The following is a 20,996-nucleotide window of genomic DNA, read 5'->3' as shown; positions in this document are numbered from 1 at the left end:
TTGAATTCGGCCTTTCCCGCCTGTTGATACTTCCAGCTTCCAGAGGAGCAAATCATGGCCATACGCACCGTCGTCTGGGGAGAGAATATTCACGAGAATACCAATGAAGTCGTCCGGGGCATCTATCCCGAAGGCATGCATACGACGATCGCGAATGCGCTGAATAAGGATCCCGGCATCTCGGCGACGACGGCGACGCTGCAGGAGCCGGAACATGGGCTGAGCGAGGCCCGTCTTGCGCAAACCGATGTGCTGACCTGGTGGGGCCACAAGGATCACGGCGCCGTCTCCGATGCCGTCGTCGAGCGCGTCGCCAAGCGCGTCTGGGAAGGCATGGGCCTTCTCGTGCTGCATTCCGGCCATTTCTCCAAGATCTTCAAGCGACTGATGGGCACGCCCTGTGCGCTGAAATGGCGTGAGGCGGGCGAGCGCGAGCGGTTGTGGACGATCAACCCGCGCCATCCGATCGCCGCCGGCATCGGCGAGCATTTCGAGCTCGAGAACGAGGAAATGTATGGCGAGCAGTTCTCAGTGCCGGAGCCGCTCGAAACGGTGTTCATCTCCTGGTTCCAGGGCGGGGAAGTGTTCCGCTCGGGCCTGACCTGGCGCCGCGGCGCCGGCAACATCTTCTATTTCCGTCCCGGCCACGAGACCTATCCGACCTATCACGACGCCACTATCCAGAAGGTGCTGATCAACGGCGTCAAGTGGGCCTATAACCCTGCGGGCGCTCTGACGAGCATTACCGACGCTCCGAATGTGCCGGTAGAAAAGGCACTGGAGCCGATCGTCGAACGCGGCCCGAAACTGCACCAGGCCGGCGAAGCCGGTTACCGCTGAGGAGCATTCATGCGACTACTCGTTCTTGGCACGGGCGTGATGGCGAAAAACCAGCTCACCCACTTCAGCAAAATCGACGGGGTCACGGTGGTCGGCGCCGTCGACACCGATCCCGACCGGCTTTCCGCCTTTGCCGAAAAGTTCGACATCGAAAAGCGATTTCTGTCGCTTGATGAGGCGATTGCCTGGGGTGAATTCGACGCGGCGACCAATATCACGCCCGACCGCATTCATCACCCGACAACGCTGGCGCTGATTGCCGCCGGCAAACATGTGCTCTGCGAGAAGCCGCTGGCGGAAAACTATCCGAAGGCGCTTGAGATGACGGAAGCTGCCGAAAAGGCCGGTGTCATCAACATGGTGAACCTCACCTACCGCAACGTCGCGCCGCTGCAGCGCGCCCGCGAGATGGTGCTCGCCGGCGAGCTCGGCACGATCAAGCATGTGGAGGCCTCCTATCTCCAGAGCTGGCTCGTCTCGCGCGCGTGGGGCGACTGGCGCACCGAATCGACCTGGCTGTGGCGGCTTTCCACCGGCCACGGCTCAAACGGCGTGCTCGGCGATGTCGGCATCCATATCCTCGATTTCGCCGCCTATGGCGCCGCGACTGACATCGACCATGTCTTTGCGCGGCTGAAGACCTTCAACAAGGCGCCGGGCGGCCAGATCGGCGAATATATGCTAGACGCCAATGACAGCTTCACGATGTCGGTCGATTTCGCCAACGGCGCGCTCGGCGTCATTCATGCCAGCCGTTGGGCGACCGGCCATCTGAACGAGCTGAAGCTGCGCATCTACGGCGAAAAGGGCAGCCTCGAAGTGATCCATCGCCCCGGAGGGTCCGAGCTGCGCGGCTGCCTCGGCGACGACGCCGAGACCGCCACCTGGAAGGAGATCGAAGTGCCTCCGGTGCCGACCAACTACCAGCGCTTCGCCGAAGCGGTGGCAAGCGGCATCCAGCCAGACCCAAATTTCCGCCACGCGGCCAACCTGCAGAAGGTGCTCGATCTCGCCATGGTTACGGAACGCGAGCGGCGCGAGCTGAAGGTCTGATTTCCGGTTGGGGTATGGAAGCCGCCGTTCAGGCGGCTGCTTGCCGTGCTATCACGCGCCGATCGGTCGTGCTGCAAACAAAAAAAGCCCCGCCGAAGCGGGGCCGGAGTAGCCGAGACGCAGCAGGCGGTCTCGACCGTTTGATTATTCGATGACCTGCACAACTCGATGGGTCCGGGGTTCCACGATCACGCGACGGTCGTTCACGACGGTATAGGCGTATTTGGGGTTATCCGGAACCGGGGTGACGACGACATCGGCCGGAAGCGGTTTGCCGACGACGATCGGTTGCTCGACGACCACGCGAGAGGTCGGGGCCGGCTGTTGTTCGACGTAGGTGACGACCTCGCGCGGCGGCGGGTCAATAGCGGCACCGGCAACGCCGCCGGCGATGCCGCCCACGGCAGCACCCACGGGGCCACCGACTATTGCGCCGGTAATGGCGCCTCCGGCGGCACCGGTCACGGCGCCGTCAGCGAGCGCGTTGGTGGCAAGCGACGACAGCGCAAGGGCGCCGGAGACAAGTATGATCTTGTACATTTTGCTTCTCCTTTGCTGGGGTTGCACTCGACTAACGACGGTGCCAAACCGAGGTTCCAGCAGCAAAGAGTCACGCTTTGGAAGGCCGGTTCACATTCTGTGAGGCGGCTGAAGCATGCATGGGGTGAGATTATTCCAGGCGCCGACGGAAGAGCCAGGCGGCGGCGCTGAGAGTAACAGTGGCGATCAGCGCCAGCGGGATGGTTTGATTGACCACCTCGCTTAAGGGGATATCCTTGAGGAAGACGCCTTTGACGATCACCAGGAAGTAGCGCAGGGGATTGACCAATGTTATCGGTTGGAGCCAGGCTGGCATGTTTTCGATCGGAGTCGCAAAACCGGAGAGCAACATGGCTGGGACCATGAACAGGAAGGCGCCGAGGATCGCCTGCTGCTGCGTCATCGACAGTGCGGAGATGAAGAGGCCAAGGCCGGCGACAGAACCGAGATAAAAGATCGCGCTGCTATAAAGCAGGAAGAGCGAACCGCGCAGCGGCACCTCGAAGAGAAAGACGGCGGCCACAATATATACGGTGATGTGGAAGAGGCCGAGCATCATCGGCGGGATCAGCTTGCCGATCAGGATCTCGTGCAGACGCAACGGCGAGACCATCAGTTGATCGAAGGTGCCGAGCTCGCGCTCGCGGGCGATCGACAAAGCCGTGACGATCAGGCCGATCAAAAGCGCGATGCTGGCGATCAGGTTCGGCACCATGAACCATTGGAAGGTGAGGTTGGGGTTAAACCAGTTGCGCGGCACGGATGAGACGATGCTGGCGCCGGCGCGTTTGCCGGCCGGTGTCTCGGCGGCAAGCGCGGCGCCGATCTGCGAGATATAACCAGCGACGATCTGCGAGGCGTTGGAGCGGCGGCCGTCGAGCACCACCTGCAGGTCGGCCGGCGTCCCCGCTTCGATATTGCGGGAGAAATCCGGGCCGATCTCGATGGCAGCGAGTACCATCTGATTGTCGATCGCCACCTGGATCTCCGCCTGTTCGGCGGCAATCTCAATATTGCGGAAGGTCGGCGAGCCATCGATGCGCTCGATCAGCTCCTGGCCCCAATGGCCGCTGTCGCGGTTGAGGATCATGACGTCGACATTGCGGACTTCAAGTGTCGCCGCGTAGGAAAAGACGAGGAGCTGGACGATGGGCGGGCCGATCAGGATAGCGCGTCCCTTGGGATCGCGGAGCACCGCGAGCAATTCCTTGACGATGAGCGCGTAGAGCCTTGTCCATCCCATCTCAGCCGATCCTCTTTCTGGTGCTGCGTGCGGCCAGCACGAACATGACGCCGCCGATCGTCAGCATGACCGAGATTGCCTGACTGAACATCGGCCAGATGTCGCCGGCGAGAAACACCGTCTGCAGGCTGGGGATCAGGTAGCGCGCCGGCACGATGAAGGTGATCCACTGGATGATCTTCGGCATGGAGTTGATCTCGAACAGGAAGCCCGAGAGCAGGAAGGCCGGCAGGAAGGCGGAGATCAGCGCGAGTTGCGACGCCAGGAACTGGTTCTTGGTTGCTGTCGAGATCAACAGGCCTTGCCCCAGCGCCGGGATCAGGAAGGCGGCCGACAGGGCGTAAAGGCCGGCGACGGAGCCGCGGAACGGCACGCCGAACAGAAAGACCGCAAGCAGCACGCAGAGCGTCATCGAGGTGAGGCCGAGCAGAAAATAGGGCAGGATCTTGCCGGCGAGCAGCTCGACGGCCGTCACCGGCGTCGCCATGATCGCCTCCATCGTACCTCGCTCCCATTCGCGGGCGACGACGAGCGAGGTCAGCAGCGTACCCACGAGCGTCATGACGATGGCGATGGAGCCCGGCACGAGGAAATTGCGGCTTGTCAGCTCCGGATTGAACCAGAAACGCTGTTCGATGGCGATGGCGGGATTACGCGAGGCGACGTCGGCCTGCCTCTGCTGTTCCCAGTTGGCGACGGCGCCCTGCGCATAATTCTGGACGAAATTCGCCGTGTTCGGATCGGAGCCGTCGACGATAACCTGGATCTCCGGGCGATTGCCGGCGGTGTAGCGCGTGGTGAAATCGGCCGGGATGACGACGATACCGCGCACCTTGCCGATCACGAGATCTTCCTCGAACAGGCGCCGGTCACGGCCGATCAGCACGTCGAAATAGCGCGACGCCCGGAAGCTGGCCGCGAGGTCCTGCGTCAGCGGCGTCATCTCCTCGGCCACGAGGCCGATGCGGGTGCGCGTGGTATCGAGCGAGACGCCGTAGCCGAAGAGGAAGAGCAGGATCAGCGGCAATACGAAGGCGATGAGGATGCTGCTCGGATCTCGGATTGCCTGGAAACTTTCCTTGCGCACCAGGGCTGCAAGGCGCCGGAGCCGGCTGGAGGAAATACTCATGCGGTATCCTCCGCTTCCGATCGCTGCACCAAAGCGATGAAGGCGTCCTCCATCGTCGGATCCGGTTCATCCTTTGTCGCGACACGTGCCTTCAACTCATCGGGCGAGCCGAGCGCGATCGAGCGGCCGCGATAGATCAGCGAGATCCGGTCGCAATATTCCGCCTCGTCCATAAAATGAGTCGTGACGAGCACGGTGACGCCCTTTTCCACTAAGCCGTTGATATGGGTCCAGAACTCGCGCCGGGTAATCGGATCGACGCCGGAGGTCGGTTCATCGAGGAACAGGGCGCGCGGTTCGTGCATGACAGCACAGGCGAGCGCCAGGCGCTGTTTGAGGCCGAGCGGCAGATCCTTGGCAGGTTCGCGGGCGTGGCGGCCGAAATCGAAAATATCGGCCATCAGCTCGATGCGTTCGCGCCTGCGCTGCCCCCGAAGTCCATAGACGCCGGCGAAGAATTCCAGGTTCTGCATGACCGTGAGATCGCCGTAGAGCGAGAATTTTTGCGCCATGTAGCCGAGCTGATTGCGCGCTTCGGCGGCGTCGTGACGAAGATCGAAACCGGCAACACGGCCTTCGCCGCCGGTCGGTTTCAACAAGCCGCAGAGCATCTTGAAGGTGGTGGACTTGCCGGCCCCGTTCGGACCGAGCAGACCGAAGATCTCGCCGCGGCGGATATCGAAGCTGATATCGTCGGCGGCGGTGAAATCGCCGAAGCGTTTGGTCAGGCCCCTTGCCTCGATCACCGGGCGGTCGCCCTCGGCCTTCAGCGGCTCTTGCGCTTCCGCAAGCCGGGAGCGGCCGCCGGGCCCGCCGCCGAGCATATCGACGAAGGCGTCCTCGAAACGCGGTGGGGCAGGAGAAAGCGATGCGCCGTCGCCGGCCTTGCCGATATCGGGCTTCTTGCCGCTGGCTGCGACGAGGCGGATCGCCTCGCCCTGGATCACGCCGTCGATGACGCCATCGGCCTGCAGAAGTTCGGCGAGAACCTGCCGGCGGCGGCCGCTAACATCGGATACGCGGAAGACACGGTCGCTGACACGCTCGGTCATTTCGTCCGGCTTTCCGGAGAAGAGCAGTTTTCCCTCGTTCAAGAGCAGGACGTGGTCGCAGGCTTCGGCCTCGTCGAGATAGGCGGTCGACCAGACCACGCCTATGCCTTCCCTAGTCAGGTTCTCGACCATCTTCCAGAGGTCGCGGCGCGAGATCGGATCGACGCCGACGCCCGGCTCGTCGAGCAGCAACAGGCGCGGCTTCTTCAGAAGCGCGCATGCGAGGCCGAGCTTCTGTTTCATGCCGCCGGAGAGCTTTCCTGCAAGTCTGCCGGTGAAGCGCTTGAGGTCGGTGAAGGTCAGCAGCTCATCGAAGGCGCCGGCGCGTTCGCTCTTGGGCAGGCCACGCAAATCGGCATAGAGGTCGAGGTTTTCCTGCACCGAGAGATCCTCATAGAGGCCGAAGCGCTGCGGCATGTAGCCGATCGCAGCCTGAATGCCGGCGGCATTCTTTCTGGTGTCGAAGCCAAGAACCTCCATCGTTCCGGCGTCCGGCAGCATCAGGCCGGTCATCAGCCGGATCAGCGTCGTCTTTCCGGCGCCGTCCGGGCCGACGATACCGGTGATCGCACCGCCGCCGATGACGCCGGAGATGGCATCGAGAGCCGCAGGCGCGTCGCCGAAGCGTTTGGTAACGGCGTCGATCCAAACGAGCGGCCTGTCGTCCCGGTCAGGCCCAGGGGCGGTCATTGTCGGCCTGCCGTCGGCGCAGACGGCCGCACGGTGACCGGCATGCCTTGGCGCAGATCCGGGCCGGGCCTGTCGATGACGATTCTCAGGCGATAGACGAGGTCGGTCCTCAGCTCCGGCGTTTCGACTGACTTCGGAGTGAATTCGGCGACCGGCGAAATGAATCCGATTGTGCCTTCATAAGGTTTATCCGGCTGGGTATCAGAGGCGACGGATACTTTCATGCCGGGGTGGATGCGCCCGAGATCGGGCTCGGCGACGTAGCTGCGCACCCATACCGGCTCGGTCAGGGAGAGCACGAAGACGGTATCTGCCGGCGAGACGATCGCGCCGTTCTCCCGCACCCGCGAGAGGATGACGCCGTCGTTCGGCGCGCGCAATTCCGTGTCAGCCAGCGAGGTTCGAGCGGAGGCGAGCGTTGCCTCGGCTGCCTTCAGCTGGGCGTCGGCGGCGGCGATATCCTCAACCCGCGAGCCTTCCTGCAGCAGCTTCAGCGCCTCGTTGGCGGACTCCGATCGTGCGGCGGCCATCGCCTTTGCGGCGGTCGCCTGGTCGAGGCTCGCTTCGGAAATCGTGCCCTGCGGGCGAAGCTGACGGGCGCGCTCATAGGCTAGGTTGGCATTTTGCAGATCCGCGAGACTTTCGTCATAGGCGGCGCGCGCCTGGGCGATCTCGGTCGGCCGCGGGCCGGCCTTCAGCTTGTCAAGCGTTGCCCGAAGAGCGGCGGCATTGGCCTCGCCGGAGCGGACGGCGAACTCGTAGGGCGAGGCGTCGAGTTTCGCCAGGATCGTCCCGCTCTTGACGACATCGCCCTCATCGACGCGGAGTTCGGAGAGGCGGCCGCTGACGCGAAAGCCGAGCGAGACCTGGCGAATATCGACATTGCCGTAAAGAACGAATTCGCGGCGGGCCTCGGGCAGCCAGCCGAGCCTTGCGGGAAGGCCATACCACCAGGCGGCCGCGCCTGCCGCAAGGAGGAGAAGGACAGCGAGGGGGAGGATGCGTTTCACGCTGCGCCTCCTTTCTGCGGACCGATGACATCGGCCAGCTCAGCGGCCAGGCGCCGCAGTATTTCCACCTGCTCGGGACCGAAGCCGTCCCATTCCATCTGGGCGAGCACAGCGGCGTGGGCAAACCGGAAGATGAGGATGCTGCCAACGAGATTGAAGGTACGCAGGCGCACATGTTCGGAGGCCGGATCCTCGCCAAGGATTGCGCCGACCAGGCGCCGGCCCATTTCGATCATCGGCCGCATGATGCCTTGGTAGACGCGCTTGAAGGCCTCGGTCGGCTCCATCTGCTCGCGGATCAGGAACCGGGCCCACGGTTCGGACTCCTTGGCTACGAAGAGCGTCACCATAGTCTGGAGAATTTCGGTCAGGAAGACGCGCGCCTGCGTCTCTCCGAGCGTTTCGCCGGCTGCGTCGAGAGCCATGAGATGTGCCCCGATGCGGGCCCGCATGCCGCTGACATGCGCGTCGATCTGCATCATCAGATATTCGGCGGTGGCGATGTAGAGGCCTTCCTTGCTGCCGAAATAATAGGGGATCGCCTGCAGGTTCACGCCCGCAGCTTCGGTCAGCTGCCGGGTCGAGGCGCCGTCGAAGCCGTAGCGCCCGAAGACGTCGAGAGCAGCGGTCAACATCTTCTGGCGAGCGATCTCGGCACGGGCGGAAGCTGGCGGATTTGAGTTGTCGCGTTCCTGGGTCATGACATCCTTATAGCCTACCTGGCCAAATAAGTCAATCGATTGATTTTCTACGCAGTGGCGACTTCCTCGGCGAGGATGCGTTTCCTCTATCAAGGTTTCCGGAATGAGGGGATGAGCCGGTCTTGGTACGTCGTGCAGACGAGCTTTCCAGCGCCCGCAGGAAAAGCAAAGAGGCCCGCAGCGAACGGGCCTCTCATGCTCTTGGGGTGGCTGCTAACAGTAGCAATGCACTATCTCTAAATTTGACGACACTAATATGTCCGGCGCCGATCTGAACGGTGGGAAAAGTATGCCGGTTTTTTCTCGTTATACGCTCATTTTATGACACAAAACTGCCTTGCTCTTTCCGTATCGCCAGTTCGATGCGTATCCAGATCTATATTATCGCGTTCCTGTTGAGCGCCATTATGTGGTCGATCTCGTTCGATGCGGCGCGAGAATCCTATCATGCTGCGCAAAGCGCGGGATTGATGCCGAACTTGCATATCAACAAGAAGCTGGATCGCATTCTCTAAGACTGCGACGGCTGTGCGGACAAAAGTCAATTTCCTAAAAATTGAGCGATCTGCTTAAAAGCCCTGCAAATTCCGACGTGTAGAGTGTTCCCATGCAAGCGGCCGAAGCGTGGACAGACGCGTCGATCGCTTGGAGACGGGCGCAAGGAAGCCCGCCAATCCAAGAACGGGGACTTCGACATGCAGAAAACTGTTGCCGCCATCGCCTTGACTTTGAGCATAACCACGGCAGCGGGTTCGGCCTTCGCCGCCGGGCCTGCGAGCCTCGCCCGCGACCTGATGTACACTTCCGCCATCGACCATTCGACCGAAAATCCCTTGACGACACGCGCCGGCTTCGTGCGGCCGAGCGCTCCCCTCGTTCTGCGAGGCCCGGCTGCTATCGAGGGTAGGGGTTATCAGCTCAAGGCCTATTCGCAGAGCTTGACCGTCGCCATCAACTATCTCTTCTCGAAGACAGTCGGTGCTGTGGAAGCGGTCACGCTTCTCCGTTAAGGCAACGCGCTTCAGGCATTCAGTTCGCGACGCACGTCGATATACCAGTCGACGAAGGCCTTGACGCCGGCATCCAATGTCGTATCGGGCTTGTAACCCGTCAGTGCCACGAGCAGATCGGGAGCCGCGAAGGTGCGCGGCACGTCCCCCTTCTGCATCGCCAGCATCTTGCGAATGGCAGGACGGCCAAGCGCTTTTTCCACCGTCTCGACGAAATCCATCAGGCTGACCGGTTGGCCGCCGCCGATATTGACGACGCGGAAGGGCGCCTGACGCGAAAGCGTTTCGACCGCCACGTCGCCGAGCCGATTTTCCTCGCTTGGGGCAATTGCCGACAACCTGACGATCGCTTCGATGAGATCGTCGATATAGGTGAAGTCGCGGCTCATATTGCCTTCGCCGTAGATCTCGATCGGCTGGCCATCCAGGATGTTCTTGGCGAATTTGAAGAGCGCCATATCAGGCCGGCCCCACGGGCCGTAGACGGTGAAGAAGCGGAAGGCAGTCGTCGGAATCTTGTGAAGATGGGCATAGCTGTGCGCCATCAGCTCCATCGATTTCTTCGTCGCGGCATAGATTGTCAGTGGCTCATCGGCGCGGTCGGTCTCACGAAAGGGGACCGTCGCGCTCGCGCCATAGATCGATGATGTCGAGGCCAGCATCAGGTGGCGAACTTCAACCCGCCGGGCAATTTCCATGATATTCCAGGAGCCTTCGACGTTCGAATGTATGTAGGCTTCGGGATTTTCCAGGCTGTAGCGGACTCCGGCTTGCGCCGCGAGATGGATCAGGATGTCAGGCTCGCTCGCGGAGACTGCCGCCTCCAGTGCCCGCCGGTCTTCAAGCATTGAGATGACAGGCCGGAAGGCGGGAAACTGAGAGAGCGCCGCATGACGCATCTCCTTGAGCTTGACGTTGTAATAGGGAGTGAGGCCGTCGAAGCCTGTCACCTCATGCCCTTCCTGCAGCAGGCGCCGGGCCAGATGAAAACCGATAAAGCCGGCAGTGCCTGTAATGAAGTAGCGCATTCCCACCTTTTTCTCGGCCCCCTGCCGACGGCAAAAGCCGATTCCGTATAAAATGGCACCCACTTACAGGATAAAAAGAGTGCGAGTCGATAGTCCTTTGAAAGATAGCGGCTGAGCCGGTGCCGCTGTCGTCGTTTCCGGATGTTATGCTGCATTGCACCATTACGGCCCTCATGTTATGGGCGGCTCGTCGTCTTGAGATGATGCCGAAATTGTGAGCGTTTTTCGAGCGACATCCTGTTCAGGCGGAACCAGGGATTGATGAGAAACATAATTTACTGGATTTTTTCGGCTTTTCTGACCCTGGCCATCGTGGTCGTGTCGCTGCGCTATATCACGAACTTCTGGCTGCTCTCCTTCGTCTACAGTTTTCAAATCCACCTCGCCGCCGCATTCGTCGCCGGCAGCCTCGTCATCCTCGCAGTCAGAAGACATGTTTACGGCTTTGCTCTTCTGCTCGCCTCGCTGTTTCTCGCCGCGCACGGCCTTATCATGCTGCGCGAATTTGCCGGGGAAGACAGGGGGACGGGAACAGCGCCGCTTTTCAGGCTGATGTCGTTCAACATCGCGATCGACAATTGGAAAAATTCGACCGCCATCGCCGACATGGTGATCGCTTCGAATGCCGATGTCGTCAATCTGCTCGAAGCCAAGCCGCTGACGTTCCATCTGCAGCGACTGTTCAAGGTTTATCCGTATCATATCGGCTGCGACCACGGCAAAGACAGCTGCGATACGCTGGTGCTGTCCAAACGCCCCTTCGTGACGCGGCAGGTCGCGAGCATCGGCAGCTTGCGGAAAGACAGGCTGGTCGCAGCAAGTGTCGATTTCGGCGGGCACACCGTCAATCTCGTATCGGCGCACCTGACCAAACCCTATTTCGACGACTACCAGGTGGAAGAGTTGGAAGATCTCGGCAAAGCGCTCGGTTCGATCTCAGGTCCGCTGGTGCTGTCCGGCGATTTCAATTCGTCGTCGATCGCTCCTGGCGTTCGGGCTTTGCTGCGCACGCAGAAGCTGAAGACATTGGCGCCCGAACCGGCGACATGGCCGATCGCCGCCGGGCGGTTCGGGATCGCCATAGATCACATCTTCGCGCGCGCGCCGCTTCATCTGAAGTCGCTGAAACGTCTCGATGACAATCTCGGCTCCAACCATTCGGGCCTGATCGCCGAATTCGTTCTCGGTAAGGATGGCGAAACGGGGCCGGCACAATAAACGGGGCAAAGCAGCCCGGGCCGAAATCAGAATCTGGTTCGGCCGCCCTTACGGTCGATCATCTGAAAATTCTTGCCGTCAGTCTTCACGCTAACGCAGTCGGTCGACTTGTCGGGAAACCGGACACACACCTGGCCATTGCCGATCTTATAGCCGTTCTCGTTGCCCTCGCGATATTCATAGCCGTTGCTGCTTTCTTTCAGCTCCGACGTGCCGGGCAGATGCTGGCGGATTTCCGCCTCGCTTGCAGCGCGCATGTTTTGGGCAAAGGCTATTGCCGGAAGCACGATTGCAAGAAATCCGGCCAAGGCGGGCAGGGTACGCATTAGAAGACATCTCCTGTCAGGTCTGTCGGCTCATGCATTGTACGAGAAACCCGGAAAGGAATTCAACTGGAATGGTGCTCATGCCGGCAGCGCTGGCGGACTGACCTAGTCCGCCAGCCGTTCCGGCATTTGCTCTATGTTCTTCCGAATTCGTCGACAATACGGATAATGTCGTCCTCTCCGAGATAGGAGCCCGTCTGAACCTCGATGAGTTCGAGGACGATCTTGCCCGGGTTGGCGAGACGGTGGACCTCTCCGAGCGGGATATAGACGCTTTCGTTCTCGCGCAGCATCTGCACGTTGTCGCCGATCGTCACCTCGGCCGTTCCCTTCACGACGACCCAGTGCTCGGAGCGATGGTGGTGTTTTTGCAGCGAAAGCTTCTTGCCCGGCGTGACGAATATGCGCTTCACCTGAAAGCGGTCGCCATTGAAGATAGAGGTGTAGCCGCCCCACGGTCGGTAGGATGTCGGATGCGTTTCGGCGAATTTTGCCGTCGCGGAGGAGGCGGCCAGCATCTTGACCAGTTGCCCGACATTCTGGCTGTCCTTGAGCGGCCCGACATAGACGGCGTCCTCGCTAGCGATGACGGCGACATCCTCCATGCCCTGGACGGCAAGGTGCACGCCATGGGTCATGACAAGCGAGTTGCGGGTATTGACGACGGTCGTGTTGGCGGCGGCGACATTGCCGCTATCGTCGCGTTTGCCCGACTTCCAAACTGCATCCCAGCTTCCCATGTCGGACCACCGGAATGGAGAGGGAACGACCGCTGCCTTCGATGTCTTTTCCATCACCGCATAATCGATCGATATGTCGGGGCTCTTGGCGAAATGGTCGGCGTCGAGGCGGGTGAAATCGAGGTCGCGGCTTGCCTTGGAAACAGCCTTGCTTGCAGCCTTCAACACCTCGGGAGCATATTCCTGCAGTTCGGCAAGAAGTTCTGCTACCGGGAACATGAAGATGCCCGAGTTCCAGTAGAAGCCGCCGTTCGCGAGCATCCGCTGGGCTTCGTCCAGTGCCGGTTTCTCGACGAAGCGGCTCACCTTGTGAGCGCCATTATCAAGCGCATCGCCGATCTCGATATAGCCATAACCCGTCGCCGGCTCGGTCGGATTAATGCCGAAGGTAACGAGCTTGCCGCCGGCCGCCGCGTCGCGGGCGATACGGATACAGTCGAAATAGCTCTTGTCGGCGAGGATCTCATGATCCGAGGCGAGCATCTGGATGATGGTGTCCTTGCCAAAGAGGTCGGCGGCAAGCGTTGCTGCAGCGGCGACCGCCGCGGCGGTATTGCGGGCGACCGGTTCGAGCAAGACGGCGGCGAGCGGGATGGCAAGCGCGCGCGCCTGCTCGGCGACCAGAAAGCGGAACTCCTCATTGGTGACGACGATCGGAGCTTCATAGAGCTCGGGATCGGAAACGCGTTCGAGCGTTTCCTGAAACAGCGTCTTGTCGCCCACGAACTGGATGAATTGTTTCGGCGCAGTGGCACGGGAAAGCGGCCAGAGCCGCGTGCCTTTGCCGCCGGCCATGATCACGGGAACGATTTTCTGCTTCATAGGCGGGTTCCTCGAAATAGAACGCTTATTCGTTGCATTTTAGCGGGCAGTTGCCCAGGCTCTTATTCTGTCGAGCCCGGCATGCAGCAGGTCGAAGGCTGCGGATTCGCTGCCGGCTTCCACGTAGCAGCGCATTTCCGGCGCATTGCCGGATGGGCGGAAATGGATGATCCGGCCATCGCTCAATGTCACCCGAAGCCCATCGATATTGGATTGCGCCGCTACCACGCCGATGGGCTGCAGGAAAGAGGCCAGATTTTCGTCCGAGGCGCGGAGATATTCCATCAGCGCGGCGCTCGTCTCAACCGGGAAATTCTCCAGACGATCGGCGGCGGCGAAGGGCAGTTTATAGGAACTGGCAACGGCAGAGACGGGCTGCCTGCGAGCGGCCGCGAGCGACAGGATTGCGAGCATGGGAATAAAGCAATCACGCGTCGGCAGGGCGCGCAAGTTTTGCCTGTTGATATCGAAAGGGGTAGCGGTCAGCAAACCGCCATTGGCTTCAAAGCCCATGACGCGATCATCGCCGGCGGCCACAGCCTCTTCCATGCCTGTTATGACAAAGGGGGAGCCGACACGGGTGCGCTTGACGGCAAAGGAGCCTGCGGCCTCGATGCCGGAATTGGAGGTGACGGGCGTCACAACTGTGCGAGCTCCCAAGAAATTGGCTGCCACAAGACCGAGAAGGTCGCCGCGCAGCGGTAGGCCGGCTTCATCCGCGACAAGCGGGCGGTCGCCGTCGCCATCGGTCGAAACGATCGCATCGAGTTTGTGCTCGGATACCCAGCGTCTCATCAGCATAATCGTCTCGTCGGACACGGCTTCGGTGTCGACAGGAATGAAGCTCTCCGAGCGTCCGAGAGCAATGATCTCGGCACCGTAATGGGTGAGAACGTCGACCATCAGGTCGCGGGCGACAGTGCTGTGCTGATAGACGCCGATCTTCAAGCCCGACAGCGCGCCCTGTGGAAGCAGCATGGCGTTACGTTCGAAAAAGAGCTGCCGGCAGATTGCTTCATGCTCTTCGATTTTGGCCAGCGCCACGACCGGCGCTTGACCACTTCGCTCGATCGCGGCTGCCTCTGCAGTAATGGCTGCCTCGTCCGATTTGTCGATCTCACCGTCCGGGCGATAGAATTTGATGCCGTTGCGGTCTGCCGGTATGTGCGAGCCCGTAACCATCAGGCACGCGGCCTTGCGTTGGAGGCCATAAAGGGCAAGGGCTGGTGTCGGCACATTGCCGCAATCGAAGATCCGGAAGCCGAGAGCCGTCAGCGCACCGGCGCAATTTGCCGAGATTTCGGGGCTAGAATCGCGAAAGTCGCGGCCGATCAGAATAACGTCGCCGACCTGCGCCCTGCCGGTCCGCAGCAGATATTTGCCGAACGCGGCGGCGTAGAGTGCCGAGGCGCGTCCCTTGAGATCGACTGAAAGTCCGCGAAGGCCGCTCGTGCCGAATTTCATGTGAAGACATGCCCCCGATTGTCACAATAAGGTTCTACTCACCCCGTCAGTCGGCGTAAATACCGAAGCGGGCATATAGTAAACACGGACGATGACGTCTCGAACAAGTTCTGCGGCTCGCCGCCAGGTTTCGATGGGCTGAAGCCGACGCGAAACCCCGCAGGCATTGCGACGTCAGTTTGTTTGCTGGAACCGCCTGTCGATTATTTCGTCCTATGCTGAAGGGTTTCTGATGAGCGATACATCCGTCAGTCTCGAGGAGAGCTGGAAGGCCGCGCTGGCGGGGGAGTTTTCAAGTCCCTATATGCAGCAACTCAGATCCTTCCTCGTCGCCCAGAAGCAGGTCGGCAAACGGATCTTTCCGAAGGGCAGCGAATATTTTCGCGCTCTTGATCTGACGCCGATCGCCAACGTCAAGGCCGTCATCCTCGGCCAAGATCCTTATCACGGGCTTGGGCAGGCTCACGGTCTATGCTTCAGTGTCAGGCCCGGCGTGCGCATACCGCCCTCGCTCGTCAATATCTATAAGGAGATGGAGACGGATCTCGGCATAACACCGGCACGCCACGGTTTTCTCGAACATTGGGCAAGGCAGGGCGTGCTCCTGCTGAACAGCGTGCTGACTGTCGAAGAAGGGCAGGCGGCCGCCCATCAGGGCAAGGGGTGGGAGCGCTTTACCGATGCCGTTATCCGCAAAGTCAATGATGAATGCGAATCCGTCGTCTTCATGCTTTGGGGTTCCTATGCTCAGCGCAAGGCTGCCTTTGTCGATACGGCCCGACATCTGGTGCTCAGGGCGCCGCATCCCTCGCCGCTTTCGGCCCATAACGGCTTCTTTGGCTGCAAACACTTTTCCAAGGCGAATGCTTTCCTCCAGTCCCGCGGGCGGGCGCGGATCGACTGGCAATTGCCCGCAGATCCTCATGGGGCCTGAAGTGAACATGAATTGATTTTCGTTCGCTAAAAGGAGACAATGCGTTTTGGTCTTAGGGTCTATTCCGGAGGCCAGGCCGGGCGCATTTATGATCCATCAAAAGCTCGCGAATGGCGGGCGAGAAAGGGGTCTCACATGCTCGATCAGATCAAGGGGCTGCATCACGTTACGTCGATGGCGGAGGATGCCCGCACCAACAACCAGTTTTTCACCCATGCGCTTGGCCTGCGCCGCGTCAAGAAGACCGTCAATTTCGATGCGCCCGATGTTTATCACCTCTACTATGGTGATGAGACCGGTGCACCCGGCACGATCATGACCTATTTCCCCTTCCCGAAGATGGCACAGGGCCGTCCCGGCACCGGTGAGGTCGGCACGACCGCATTTTCCGTCCCGCAAGGCTCGCTCGGCTTCTGGAGCGAGCGCTTCGCCACGCTTGGCGTCGGCGGTCTGAAGGCCGAGGAGAGCTTCGGCGAAAAGCGCCTGAACTTCTCCGGCCCGGATGGCGATGGCTTCGCACTCGTCGAGGTCGAGAATGACAGCCGCCAGCCGTGGACGCATGGCGGCATCAGCGAGGATCGTGCTATTCGCGGCTTCCACTCCGTTGCCATGCGGCTGAGGGATGAAGGCGCAACCGCCGAACTGCTGAAGTTCATGGGCTACGAAGTGGCCGAGGAAAGGGACGGAGTCAAACGCCTGATCAGGCCGGATGGCAACGGCGCCCAACTGATCGACCTGGAGACCATGCCGAACATTGCCCGCGCGCTTCCCGGCGCCGGCTCCGTCCACCATGTCGCCTTTGCGGTCGAAAACCGCGAAAAGCAGCTCGAAGTGCGCAAGGCGCTGATGGACACGGGCTATCAGGTCACACCGGTGATCGACCGAGATTATTTCTGGGCGATCTATTTCCGCACGCCAGGTGGTGTTTTGTTCGAGGTCGCGACCAATGAGCCTGGCTTCGACCGCGACGAAGACACTGCCCATCTCGGCGAAGCGCTGAAGCTGCCGCAGCAGCACGCTCATCTTCGCTCCTTGCTCGAGCAGCATCTGCAGCCGCTGGAAGCGTAGGGAGGGTGATATGATCGAAACCGGATATGTGCATCGGCTGCGTGCCGGCGCACCTGACAAACCGATTCTGCTGGTGCTGCACGGCACCGGCGGCGATGAGAACCAGTTCTTCGATTTCGGCCGACGGCTGCTGCCCGAAGCAACGATTCTTTCACCGCGTGGCGATGTTTCCGAATTTGGCGCGGCCCGGTTCTTCCGCCGCACTGGGGAAGGGGTTTACGACATGTCCGACCTTTCACGCGCGACGGAGAAGATGGCGGCTTATGTCACGGCATTGGCCGCCGAATACCAGGCTTCTCATGTTCTGGGCCTGGGCTTCTCGAACGGCGCAAATATTCTTGCCAATGTGCTGATTGAAAAGGGCATCTTCGATGCGGCGGTTTTGATGCATCCGCTCATTCCCTTTCAGCCCGAAGCTCGGTCGACGCTGGCGGGAAGAAAGGTACTGGTGACAGCCGGACAACGGGATCCCATCGCTCCGATCGCAGCCACCGAGGCCCTTTCAGCGCACCTGGAGGGTCGGGGTGCGGAGGTCAGAACGGTCTGGCATGCCGGCGGGCACGAGATCGCGCCGCTTGAGATCGATGCGGTTCGCGAGTTCCTCAGCGGTTATTGACCGTGCAAGGACAGTGGCCAAAACGTGAGCGGGACCGGTGAATACCGGTCCCGCATCGTTCTGAGACGACGATGATGTCGTCGTAGATTGACACTCAAGGGGGCTCGGAACCGCCCGCCGTTTAAGTCAGATGTCGCCGTCTTAAGACCGCCGGCAGTCGGTGCGGCAGCTAAGGGCGAGGCGGATATTTGCCCCTTATTGCTTTCATGTAAAAATTCCCCGGTGATTCCGCCATCGTCAAACCGACGACGACCCCTTTGGGAACACCTTCATATTCTCGCCTCTGACCGTTGGTCAGATAGACCCGCAGATGCCGGCTGTCTTCGTCGTAGCTGATCGCTTGGATAAGTTTCGAATCAACCGCAGTTTCCACTTTGCACCCCGCAATTTTGGATCTGAGATTCCTGATCAAGAATTGTCATTCACTCTCGCAGCGCACCATCTTTAAGCGACGTCGCAAGGTCGTCAAGCGCGATCTGCTTTAACGTTCATTTTTTCATGGCGACTCTCGCTGTAGTTGATTTATACAGCTTTTTCGGAGACCTCGCCTGTGGAAAGCCGCGAGTTTCCAGTTCTTCCAAACGCGAAAATACTCGGAAATACAGCTGGTGATAGAAGGTCCGCAGCAGTAAACGCACGATTAACCGGCAATTAACCATCATGTATTAAAATACAGGCGAATATTAATCGCGATATCTTCTCAGCTATGGATGGATACCAAGCGCCGCTGCTTGCGGAAGTCGTTTGTTATCCCGAGCGGGCTGCGTGATCGGGCTAGATCATGTTGCCGCCGAGAGCCGACCTGCCGAGGTGAGGCCCACGCAGGAATCTCTTGCGCTTTCAATCGGGAGCTACAAGGATGGACAATCCTCACTGCTTGATGAGTTGGACGCGCAACGTTCGGCCGCGACCGCCCAGGCGAGCCTGACGCAGGCGGTTCAGTAAATGGCGAAGGACTATGCCGTTGTGAATGTGGCAACAGGTCTCCGCTACAATCTCGACGCCGCGATCAGGCCAACTTCTTATGAACACTGAGCTTGGTGCCGTGGCAGCAATGGATGAGAATTCGATCAACCCGCCATTCGGTCGGGTCTCATAAATGGGTTATATGTTTAATTATCTAGGACCGTGGCGACAACAGATACCGATACTGGCCGGCAGCCGTAGGAAGCGCGCTCGGCTGACATTTGCCGAAAGCGAATTCGCTGCGGTCTATGCCATGAGCGATGTTCACGGATGTTACAACGAGCTCGTCGAGGTGCATCGACGCATCGTAGAGGATGCAGCGCGTATTCCGGGTCCCAAACTCATCGTCATGCTCGGCGACTACGTCGATCGTGGACCCGATTCGAGTGCGGTTCTGGAGTTCCTGAGCAAGAGTCCGCCGCCGGGATTTCAGCGTGTGGTCCTTTGCGGCAATCACGATGCGGAGTTGGTGAAGCTTTATCGCAAACCGGCGGGAATTTTCGAGTGGCTGGGTTTTGCCGGGACGGAGACGCTGCAATCATATGGCATCGATATCGAGCATCTCCTGCAGTCGGCGGCGGGAAACGAAACGATTGCCCGCGTCATTCGCAACATGATACCCGAGCGGCATATCGAGTTCCTGGAATCGCTGCCGGTCATGTTGCGGATAGGCAGGGTGGTGTTTGTGCATGCAGGTGTCAGACCCGGCATCGATCTCAAGAAACAAACAGACAGCGACCTCATGTGGATCAGGCAACCCTTCCTGGACGAGGGGCCGCAGCTTCCTGTGCTCGTGATCCACGGACATACCCCGGGGCGAATCCCGACATTCGGTCCGCAACGCATCGGCATCGACACCGCGGTTTCGGCGACGGGCCGGCTGACCGTGCTAACGATCAAGGGGACGCGGGTAGGGCTTCTTTAGAGCGCCGTGCTCCTTCCCGCACACAGTAAGGACACTTCAACACTCTGAATCTAACGCATCGGTGCCTTCCGAAAATCCATTCCGATCTTCGGGCCGATGAGCTGGGCAAGGAGAACGTGACGCCAACCAAAAACTGCTTCGGTTTCGGCGGCACGATTCAAAAAAACGCCGCGGGATTGTGCCGCGGCGTCAGAAGCTTCACGTATTTGTCAGGCTCTCTCAGGCGTCCTGGTAAAGGTTGGTGCCGATACCGGTATAGGTAAAACCGTGTTTGCGGATTTCGTCGCTGCGATAGATGTTGCGCAGATCGACGAGTACCGGAGCGCGCATCGACTGCTTCAGGCGATTGAAATCGAGTGCTCGGAACTGGTTCCATTCGGTGACGATGACGAGGGCATCGGCGTCGGCAGCGGCTTCGTAGGGGCCGTTCGCATATTCGATGTTCTCGATGACCTTGCGGGCATTATCCATACCCTCGGGATCATAGCCGACGACCTGGGCGCCGGCGTCCTGCAGCGTCTGGATGATGGCGATGGCCGGGCTGTCGCGCATGTCGTCGGTGTTCGGCTTGAAGGTCAGTCCGAGGATGGCGATCTTCTTGCCGCGAATGTCTCCGCCGACGGCCGAAATGACCTTGCGTCCCATCGCTCGCTTACGGTTGTCGTTGATCGAGATCGTCGTCTCGATGAGACGGATCGGGGCGTCGTGATCCTGCGCGGTCTTGGCAAGGGCAAGGGTGTCCTTGGGGAAGCACGAGCCGCCGTAACCGGGGCCTGCATGCAGGAACTTTGAACCGATACGGCCATCGAGGCCGATGCCGCGCGAGACATCCTGGACGTTTGCGTCGACCCGCTCGCAGAGATCGGCGATCTCATTGATGAAGGTGATCTTCATCGCAAGAAATGCGTTAGCGGCATATTTGATCAGTTCGGAGGTGCGGCGGGTCGTGAAAACCAAGGGTGCCTGATTGAGGTAAAGCGGGCGATAGACTTCGGTCATGGTTTCGCGCGCCCGATCGTCGTTCAGCCCGACGACGATACGGTCAGGGCGCTTGAAGTCTTCGATCGCCGCACCTTCACGGAGGAATTCCGGGTTGGAAACGACGGCGATATCCGCTGCAGGATTGGTTTCCCGCATGATGCGCTCAACCTCATCGCCGGTGCCGACCGGCACCGTCGATTTGGTGACGATGACCGTGAAGCCTTCCACATAAGTGGCAATCTCGCGCGCAGCCGCATAGACGTAGGAGAGGTCGGCATGGCCGTCGCCGCGCCGGGACGGCGTGCCGACAGCAATGAACACGACGTCGGCGCCACGCACGCTTTCGCCGACATCCGTCGAAAACGACAGGCGGCCGGTGCTGGTGTTTTCGGCAACCAGCTGATCGAGACCCGGCTCGTAGATCGGAATGCGGCCTTCGCGAAGGGCCTCGATCTTGCTCAGATCCTTGTCGACGCAGATGACGTCGTGGCCGAAATCCGCAAAGCAAACGCCTGAAACGAGGCCTACATAGCCTGATCCAATCATCGTGATGCGCATATTTCCCTCAAATCATTAGAGTAGAACGTCATGCTGCGTCGCAGCATGAGGTTCGTCATACTGAATCTGGGCCAAAAGACAA

General features: G+C 60.2%; 20 protein-coding genes and 1 pseudogene. 9 read left to right on the top strand and 12 right to left on the bottom strand.

Annotation, left to right across the window (positions count from 1 at the left end; genetic code table 11):
- Positions 1 to 54: 54 nt before the first annotated feature.
- Positions 55 to 840 carry a ThuA domain-containing protein gene (locus J2J98_RS16440; RefSeq protein WP_207601610.1) on the top strand — a complete coding sequence of 262 codons (786 nt, stop codon included), beginning with the start codon at positions 55 to 57 and terminating at the stop codon, positions 838 to 840.
- A 9-nt stretch (positions 841 to 849) separates the two neighbouring features.
- Positions 850 to 1,893, top strand: coding sequence for a Gfo/Idh/MocA family protein (locus J2J98_RS16435; protein ID WP_064705949.1), 1,044 nt, complete (start codon positions 850 to 852; stop codon positions 1,891 to 1,893).
- A gap of 144 nt (positions 1,894 to 2,037) precedes the next feature.
- Here the strand turns inward: J2J98_RS16435 and J2J98_RS16430 are convergent, their stop codons facing one another.
- The 6 genes from J2J98_RS16430 to J2J98_RS16405 all read right to left on the bottom strand — a co-directional run bounded on the left by J2J98_RS16430 (position 2,038) and on the right by J2J98_RS16405 (position 8,258).
- The gene (locus tag J2J98_RS16430) at positions 2,038 to 2,433 is read right to left on the bottom strand and encodes a DUF1236 domain-containing protein (RefSeq protein WP_064705948.1); all 396 of its coding nucleotides are present in this window, start codon (positions 2,431 to 2,433) and stop codon (positions 2,038 to 2,040) included.
- Positions 2,434 to 2,563: 130 nt separating this feature from the next.
- Complete coding sequence (locus tag J2J98_RS16425; RefSeq protein WP_207601609.1) at positions 2,564 to 3,676, bottom strand: ABC transporter permease; 1,113 nt, start codon at positions 3,674 to 3,676, stop codon at positions 2,564 to 2,566.
- 1 nt (position 3,677) lies between these two features.
- Positions 3,678 to 4,805: an ABC transporter permease gene (locus tag J2J98_RS16420; RefSeq protein WP_138392877.1), complete on the bottom strand. Its 1,128-nt coding sequence runs from the start codon at positions 4,803 to 4,805 to the stop codon at positions 3,678 to 3,680.
- Positions 4,802 to 6,547, bottom strand: coding sequence for an ATP-binding cassette domain-containing protein (locus tag J2J98_RS16415; protein ID WP_207601608.1), 1,746 nt, complete (start codon positions 6,545 to 6,547; stop codon positions 4,802 to 4,804). Before J2J98_RS16415 ends, J2J98_RS16420 begins: the two co-directional genes overlap by 4 nt.
- Positions 6,544 to 7,557, bottom strand: a complete 1,014-nt coding sequence (gene hlyD, locus J2J98_RS16410; RefSeq protein WP_207601607.1) for a secretion protein HlyD — start codon at positions 7,555 to 7,557, stop codon at positions 6,544 to 6,546. The genes J2J98_RS16415 and hlyD overlap by 4 nt, the downstream gene beginning before the upstream one ends.
- Positions 7,554 to 8,258: a CerR family C-terminal domain-containing protein gene (locus J2J98_RS16405; protein ID WP_207601606.1), complete on the bottom strand. Its 705-nt coding sequence runs from the start codon at positions 8,256 to 8,258 to the stop codon at positions 7,554 to 7,556. The genes hlyD and J2J98_RS16405 overlap by 4 nt, the downstream gene beginning before the upstream one ends.
- Positions 8,259 to 8,953: 695 nt before the next feature.
- On the opposite strand from J2J98_RS16405, the gene J2J98_RS16400 reads away from it, so the two are divergent.
- Positions 8,954 to 9,268: a hypothetical protein gene (locus J2J98_RS16400; RefSeq protein WP_207601605.1), complete on the top strand. Its 315-nt coding sequence runs from the start codon at positions 8,954 to 8,956 to the stop codon at positions 9,266 to 9,268.
- An 11-nt stretch (positions 9,269 to 9,279) separates the two neighbouring features.
- Here J2J98_RS16400 and J2J98_RS16395 read toward each other — a convergent pair whose 3' ends face one another.
- Positions 9,280 to 10,296: an NAD-dependent epimerase/dehydratase family protein gene (locus J2J98_RS16395; RefSeq protein WP_207601604.1), complete on the bottom strand. Its 1,017-nt coding sequence runs from the start codon at positions 10,294 to 10,296 to the stop codon at positions 9,280 to 9,282.
- Between the two features lie 261 nt (positions 10,297 to 10,557).
- Between J2J98_RS16395 and J2J98_RS16390 the strand changes: the two genes are divergently transcribed.
- A complete protein-coding gene (locus J2J98_RS16390) occupies positions 10,558 to 11,514 on the top strand; it encodes an endonuclease/exonuclease/phosphatase family protein (RefSeq protein WP_207601603.1) in 957 nt (318 codons plus the stop codon).
- A 26-nt stretch (positions 11,515 to 11,540) separates the two neighbouring features.
- Here the strand turns inward: J2J98_RS16390 and J2J98_RS16385 are convergent, their stop codons facing one another.
- The 3 genes from J2J98_RS16385 to J2J98_RS16375 all read right to left on the bottom strand — a co-directional run bounded on the left by J2J98_RS16385 (position 11,541) and on the right by J2J98_RS16375 (position 14,866).
- Positions 11,541 to 11,840: a hypothetical protein gene (locus J2J98_RS16385; RefSeq protein WP_064705940.1), complete on the bottom strand. Its 300-nt coding sequence runs from the start codon at positions 11,838 to 11,840 to the stop codon at positions 11,541 to 11,543.
- Between the two features lie 134 nt (positions 11,841 to 11,974).
- Positions 11,975 to 13,402: a mannose-1-phosphate guanylyltransferase/mannose-6-phosphate isomerase gene (locus tag J2J98_RS16380; RefSeq protein WP_064705939.1), complete on the bottom strand. Its 1,428-nt coding sequence runs from the start codon at positions 13,400 to 13,402 to the stop codon at positions 11,975 to 11,977.
- A 39-nt stretch (positions 13,403 to 13,441) separates the two neighbouring features.
- Positions 13,442 to 14,866, bottom strand: coding sequence for a phosphomannomutase (locus J2J98_RS16375; protein WP_207601602.1), 1,425 nt, complete (start codon positions 14,864 to 14,866; stop codon positions 13,442 to 13,444).
- Positions 14,867 to 15,098: 232 nt separating this feature from the next.
- Here J2J98_RS16375 and ung point away from each other — a divergent pair, with 232 nt between their 5' ends.
- The 3 genes from ung (at position 15,099) to J2J98_RS16360 (ending at position 17,484) form a co-directional block, all read left to right on the top strand.
- Positions 15,099 to 15,800 carry a uracil-DNA glycosylase gene (gene ung / locus J2J98_RS16370; protein WP_207601601.1) on the top strand — a complete coding sequence of 234 codons (702 nt, stop codon included), beginning with the start codon at positions 15,099 to 15,101 and terminating at the stop codon, positions 15,798 to 15,800.
- A gap of 135 nt (positions 15,801 to 15,935) precedes the next feature.
- Positions 15,936 to 16,868 carry a VOC family protein gene (locus J2J98_RS16365; protein WP_138392885.1) on the top strand — a complete coding sequence of 311 codons (933 nt, stop codon included), beginning with the start codon at positions 15,936 to 15,938 and terminating at the stop codon, positions 16,866 to 16,868.
- A gap of 10 nt (positions 16,869 to 16,878) precedes the next feature.
- The gene (locus J2J98_RS16360) at positions 16,879 to 17,484 is read left to right on the top strand and encodes an alpha/beta hydrolase (RefSeq protein WP_207601600.1); all 606 of its coding nucleotides are present in this window, start codon (positions 16,879 to 16,881) and stop codon (positions 17,482 to 17,484) included.
- 169 nt (positions 17,485 to 17,653) lie between these two features.
- Here J2J98_RS16360 and J2J98_RS16355 read toward each other — a convergent pair whose 3' ends face one another.
- Positions 17,654 to 17,896, bottom strand: a complete 243-nt coding sequence (locus J2J98_RS16355; protein WP_064711387.1) for a KTSC domain-containing protein — start codon at positions 17,894 to 17,896, stop codon at positions 17,654 to 17,656.
- 392 nt (positions 17,897 to 18,288) lie between these two features.
- Here J2J98_RS16355 and J2J98_RS30875 point away from each other — a divergent pair.
- Together J2J98_RS30875 and J2J98_RS16350 are read left to right on the top strand one after the other, a co-directional pair.
- A pseudogene (locus tag J2J98_RS30875) lies at positions 18,289 to 18,426 on the top strand (TolC family protein); the annotation flags it as partial.
- Positions 18,427 to 18,583: 157 nt separating this feature from the next.
- The gene (locus tag J2J98_RS16350; RefSeq protein ID WP_064711388.1) at positions 18,584 to 19,375 is read left to right on the top strand and encodes a metallophosphoesterase family protein; all 792 of its coding nucleotides are present in this window, start codon (positions 18,584 to 18,586) and stop codon (positions 19,373 to 19,375) included.
- A gap of 219 nt (positions 19,376 to 19,594) precedes the next feature.
- On the opposite strand, the gene J2J98_RS16345 is transcribed toward J2J98_RS16350, so the two are convergent.
- Positions 19,595 to 20,914 carry a UDP-glucose dehydrogenase family protein gene (locus J2J98_RS16345; protein WP_064705933.1) on the bottom strand — a complete coding sequence of 440 codons (1,320 nt, stop codon included), beginning with the start codon at positions 20,912 to 20,914 and terminating at the stop codon, positions 19,595 to 19,597.
- Positions 20,915 to 20,996 lie beyond the last annotated feature (82 nt).

Source organism: Rhizobium bangladeshense (assembly GCF_017357245.1).
Taxonomy (GTDB): domain Bacteria; phylum Pseudomonadota; class Alphaproteobacteria; order Rhizobiales; family Rhizobiaceae; genus Rhizobium; species Rhizobium bangladeshense.
The sequence above is the reverse complement of the archived record's forward strand: the minus strand, read 5'-3'. Positions and strand labels throughout refer to the sequence as shown.

Bases quoted from the DNA above. Each gene is read 5' to 3' on its own strand.
- J2J98_RS16440 (WP_207601610.1), top strand. From the start codon at position 55: ATGGCCATACGCACCGTCGTCTGGGGAGAGAATATTCACGAGAATACC.
- J2J98_RS16435 (WP_064705949.1), top strand. From the start codon at position 850: ATGCGACTACTCGTTCTTGGCACGGGCGTGATGGCGAAAAACCAGCTC.
- J2J98_RS16430 (WP_064705948.1), bottom strand. From the start codon at position 2,433: ATGTACAAGATCATACTTGTCTCCGGCGCCCTTGCGCTGTCGTCGCTT.
- J2J98_RS16425 (WP_207601609.1), bottom strand. From the start codon at position 3,676: ATGGGATGGACAAGGCTCTACGCGCTCATCGTCAAGGAATTGCTCGCG.
- J2J98_RS16420 (WP_138392877.1), bottom strand. From the start codon at position 4,805: ATGAGTATTTCCTCCAGCCGGCTCCGGCGCCTTGCAGCCCTGGTGCGC.
- J2J98_RS16415 (WP_207601608.1), bottom strand. From the start codon at position 6,547: ATGACCGCCCCTGGGCCTGACCGGGACGACAGGCCGCTCGTTTGGATC.
- J2J98_RS16405 (WP_207601606.1), bottom strand. From the start codon at position 8,258: ATGACCCAGGAACGCGACAACTCAAATCCGCCAGCTTCCGCCCGTGCC.
- J2J98_RS16400 (WP_207601605.1), top strand. From the start codon at position 8,954: ATGCAGAAAACTGTTGCCGCCATCGCCTTGACTTTGAGCATAACCACG.
- J2J98_RS16395 (WP_207601604.1), bottom strand. From the start codon at position 10,296: ATGCGCTACTTCATTACAGGCACTGCCGGCTTTATCGGTTTTCATCTG.
- J2J98_RS16390 (WP_207601603.1), top strand. From the start codon at position 10,558: ATGAGAAACATAATTTACTGGATTTTTTCGGCTTTTCTGACCCTGGCC.
- J2J98_RS16385 (WP_064705940.1), bottom strand. From the start codon at position 11,840: ATGCGTACCCTGCCCGCCTTGGCCGGATTTCTTGCAATCGTGCTTCCG.
- J2J98_RS16380 (WP_064705939.1), bottom strand. From the start codon at position 13,402: ATGAAGCAGAAAATCGTTCCCGTGATCATGGCCGGCGGCAAAGGCACG.
- J2J98_RS16375 (WP_207601602.1), bottom strand. From the start codon at position 14,866: ATGAAATTCGGCACGAGCGGCCTTCGCGGACTTTCAGTCGATCTCAAG.
- ung (WP_207601601.1), top strand. From the start codon at position 15,099: ATGAGCGATACATCCGTCAGTCTCGAGGAGAGCTGGAAGGCCGCGCTG.
- J2J98_RS16365 (WP_138392885.1), top strand. From the start codon at position 15,936: ATGCTCGATCAGATCAAGGGGCTGCATCACGTTACGTCGATGGCGGAG.
- J2J98_RS16360 (WP_207601600.1), top strand. From the start codon at position 16,879: ATGATCGAAACCGGATATGTGCATCGGCTGCGTGCCGGCGCACCTGAC.
- J2J98_RS16350 (WP_064711388.1), top strand. From the start codon at position 18,584: ATGGGTTATATGTTTAATTATCTAGGACCGTGGCGACAACAGATACCG.
- J2J98_RS16345 (WP_064705933.1), bottom strand. From the start codon at position 20,914: ATGCGCATCACGATGATTGGATCAGGCTATGTAGGCCTCGTTTCAGGC.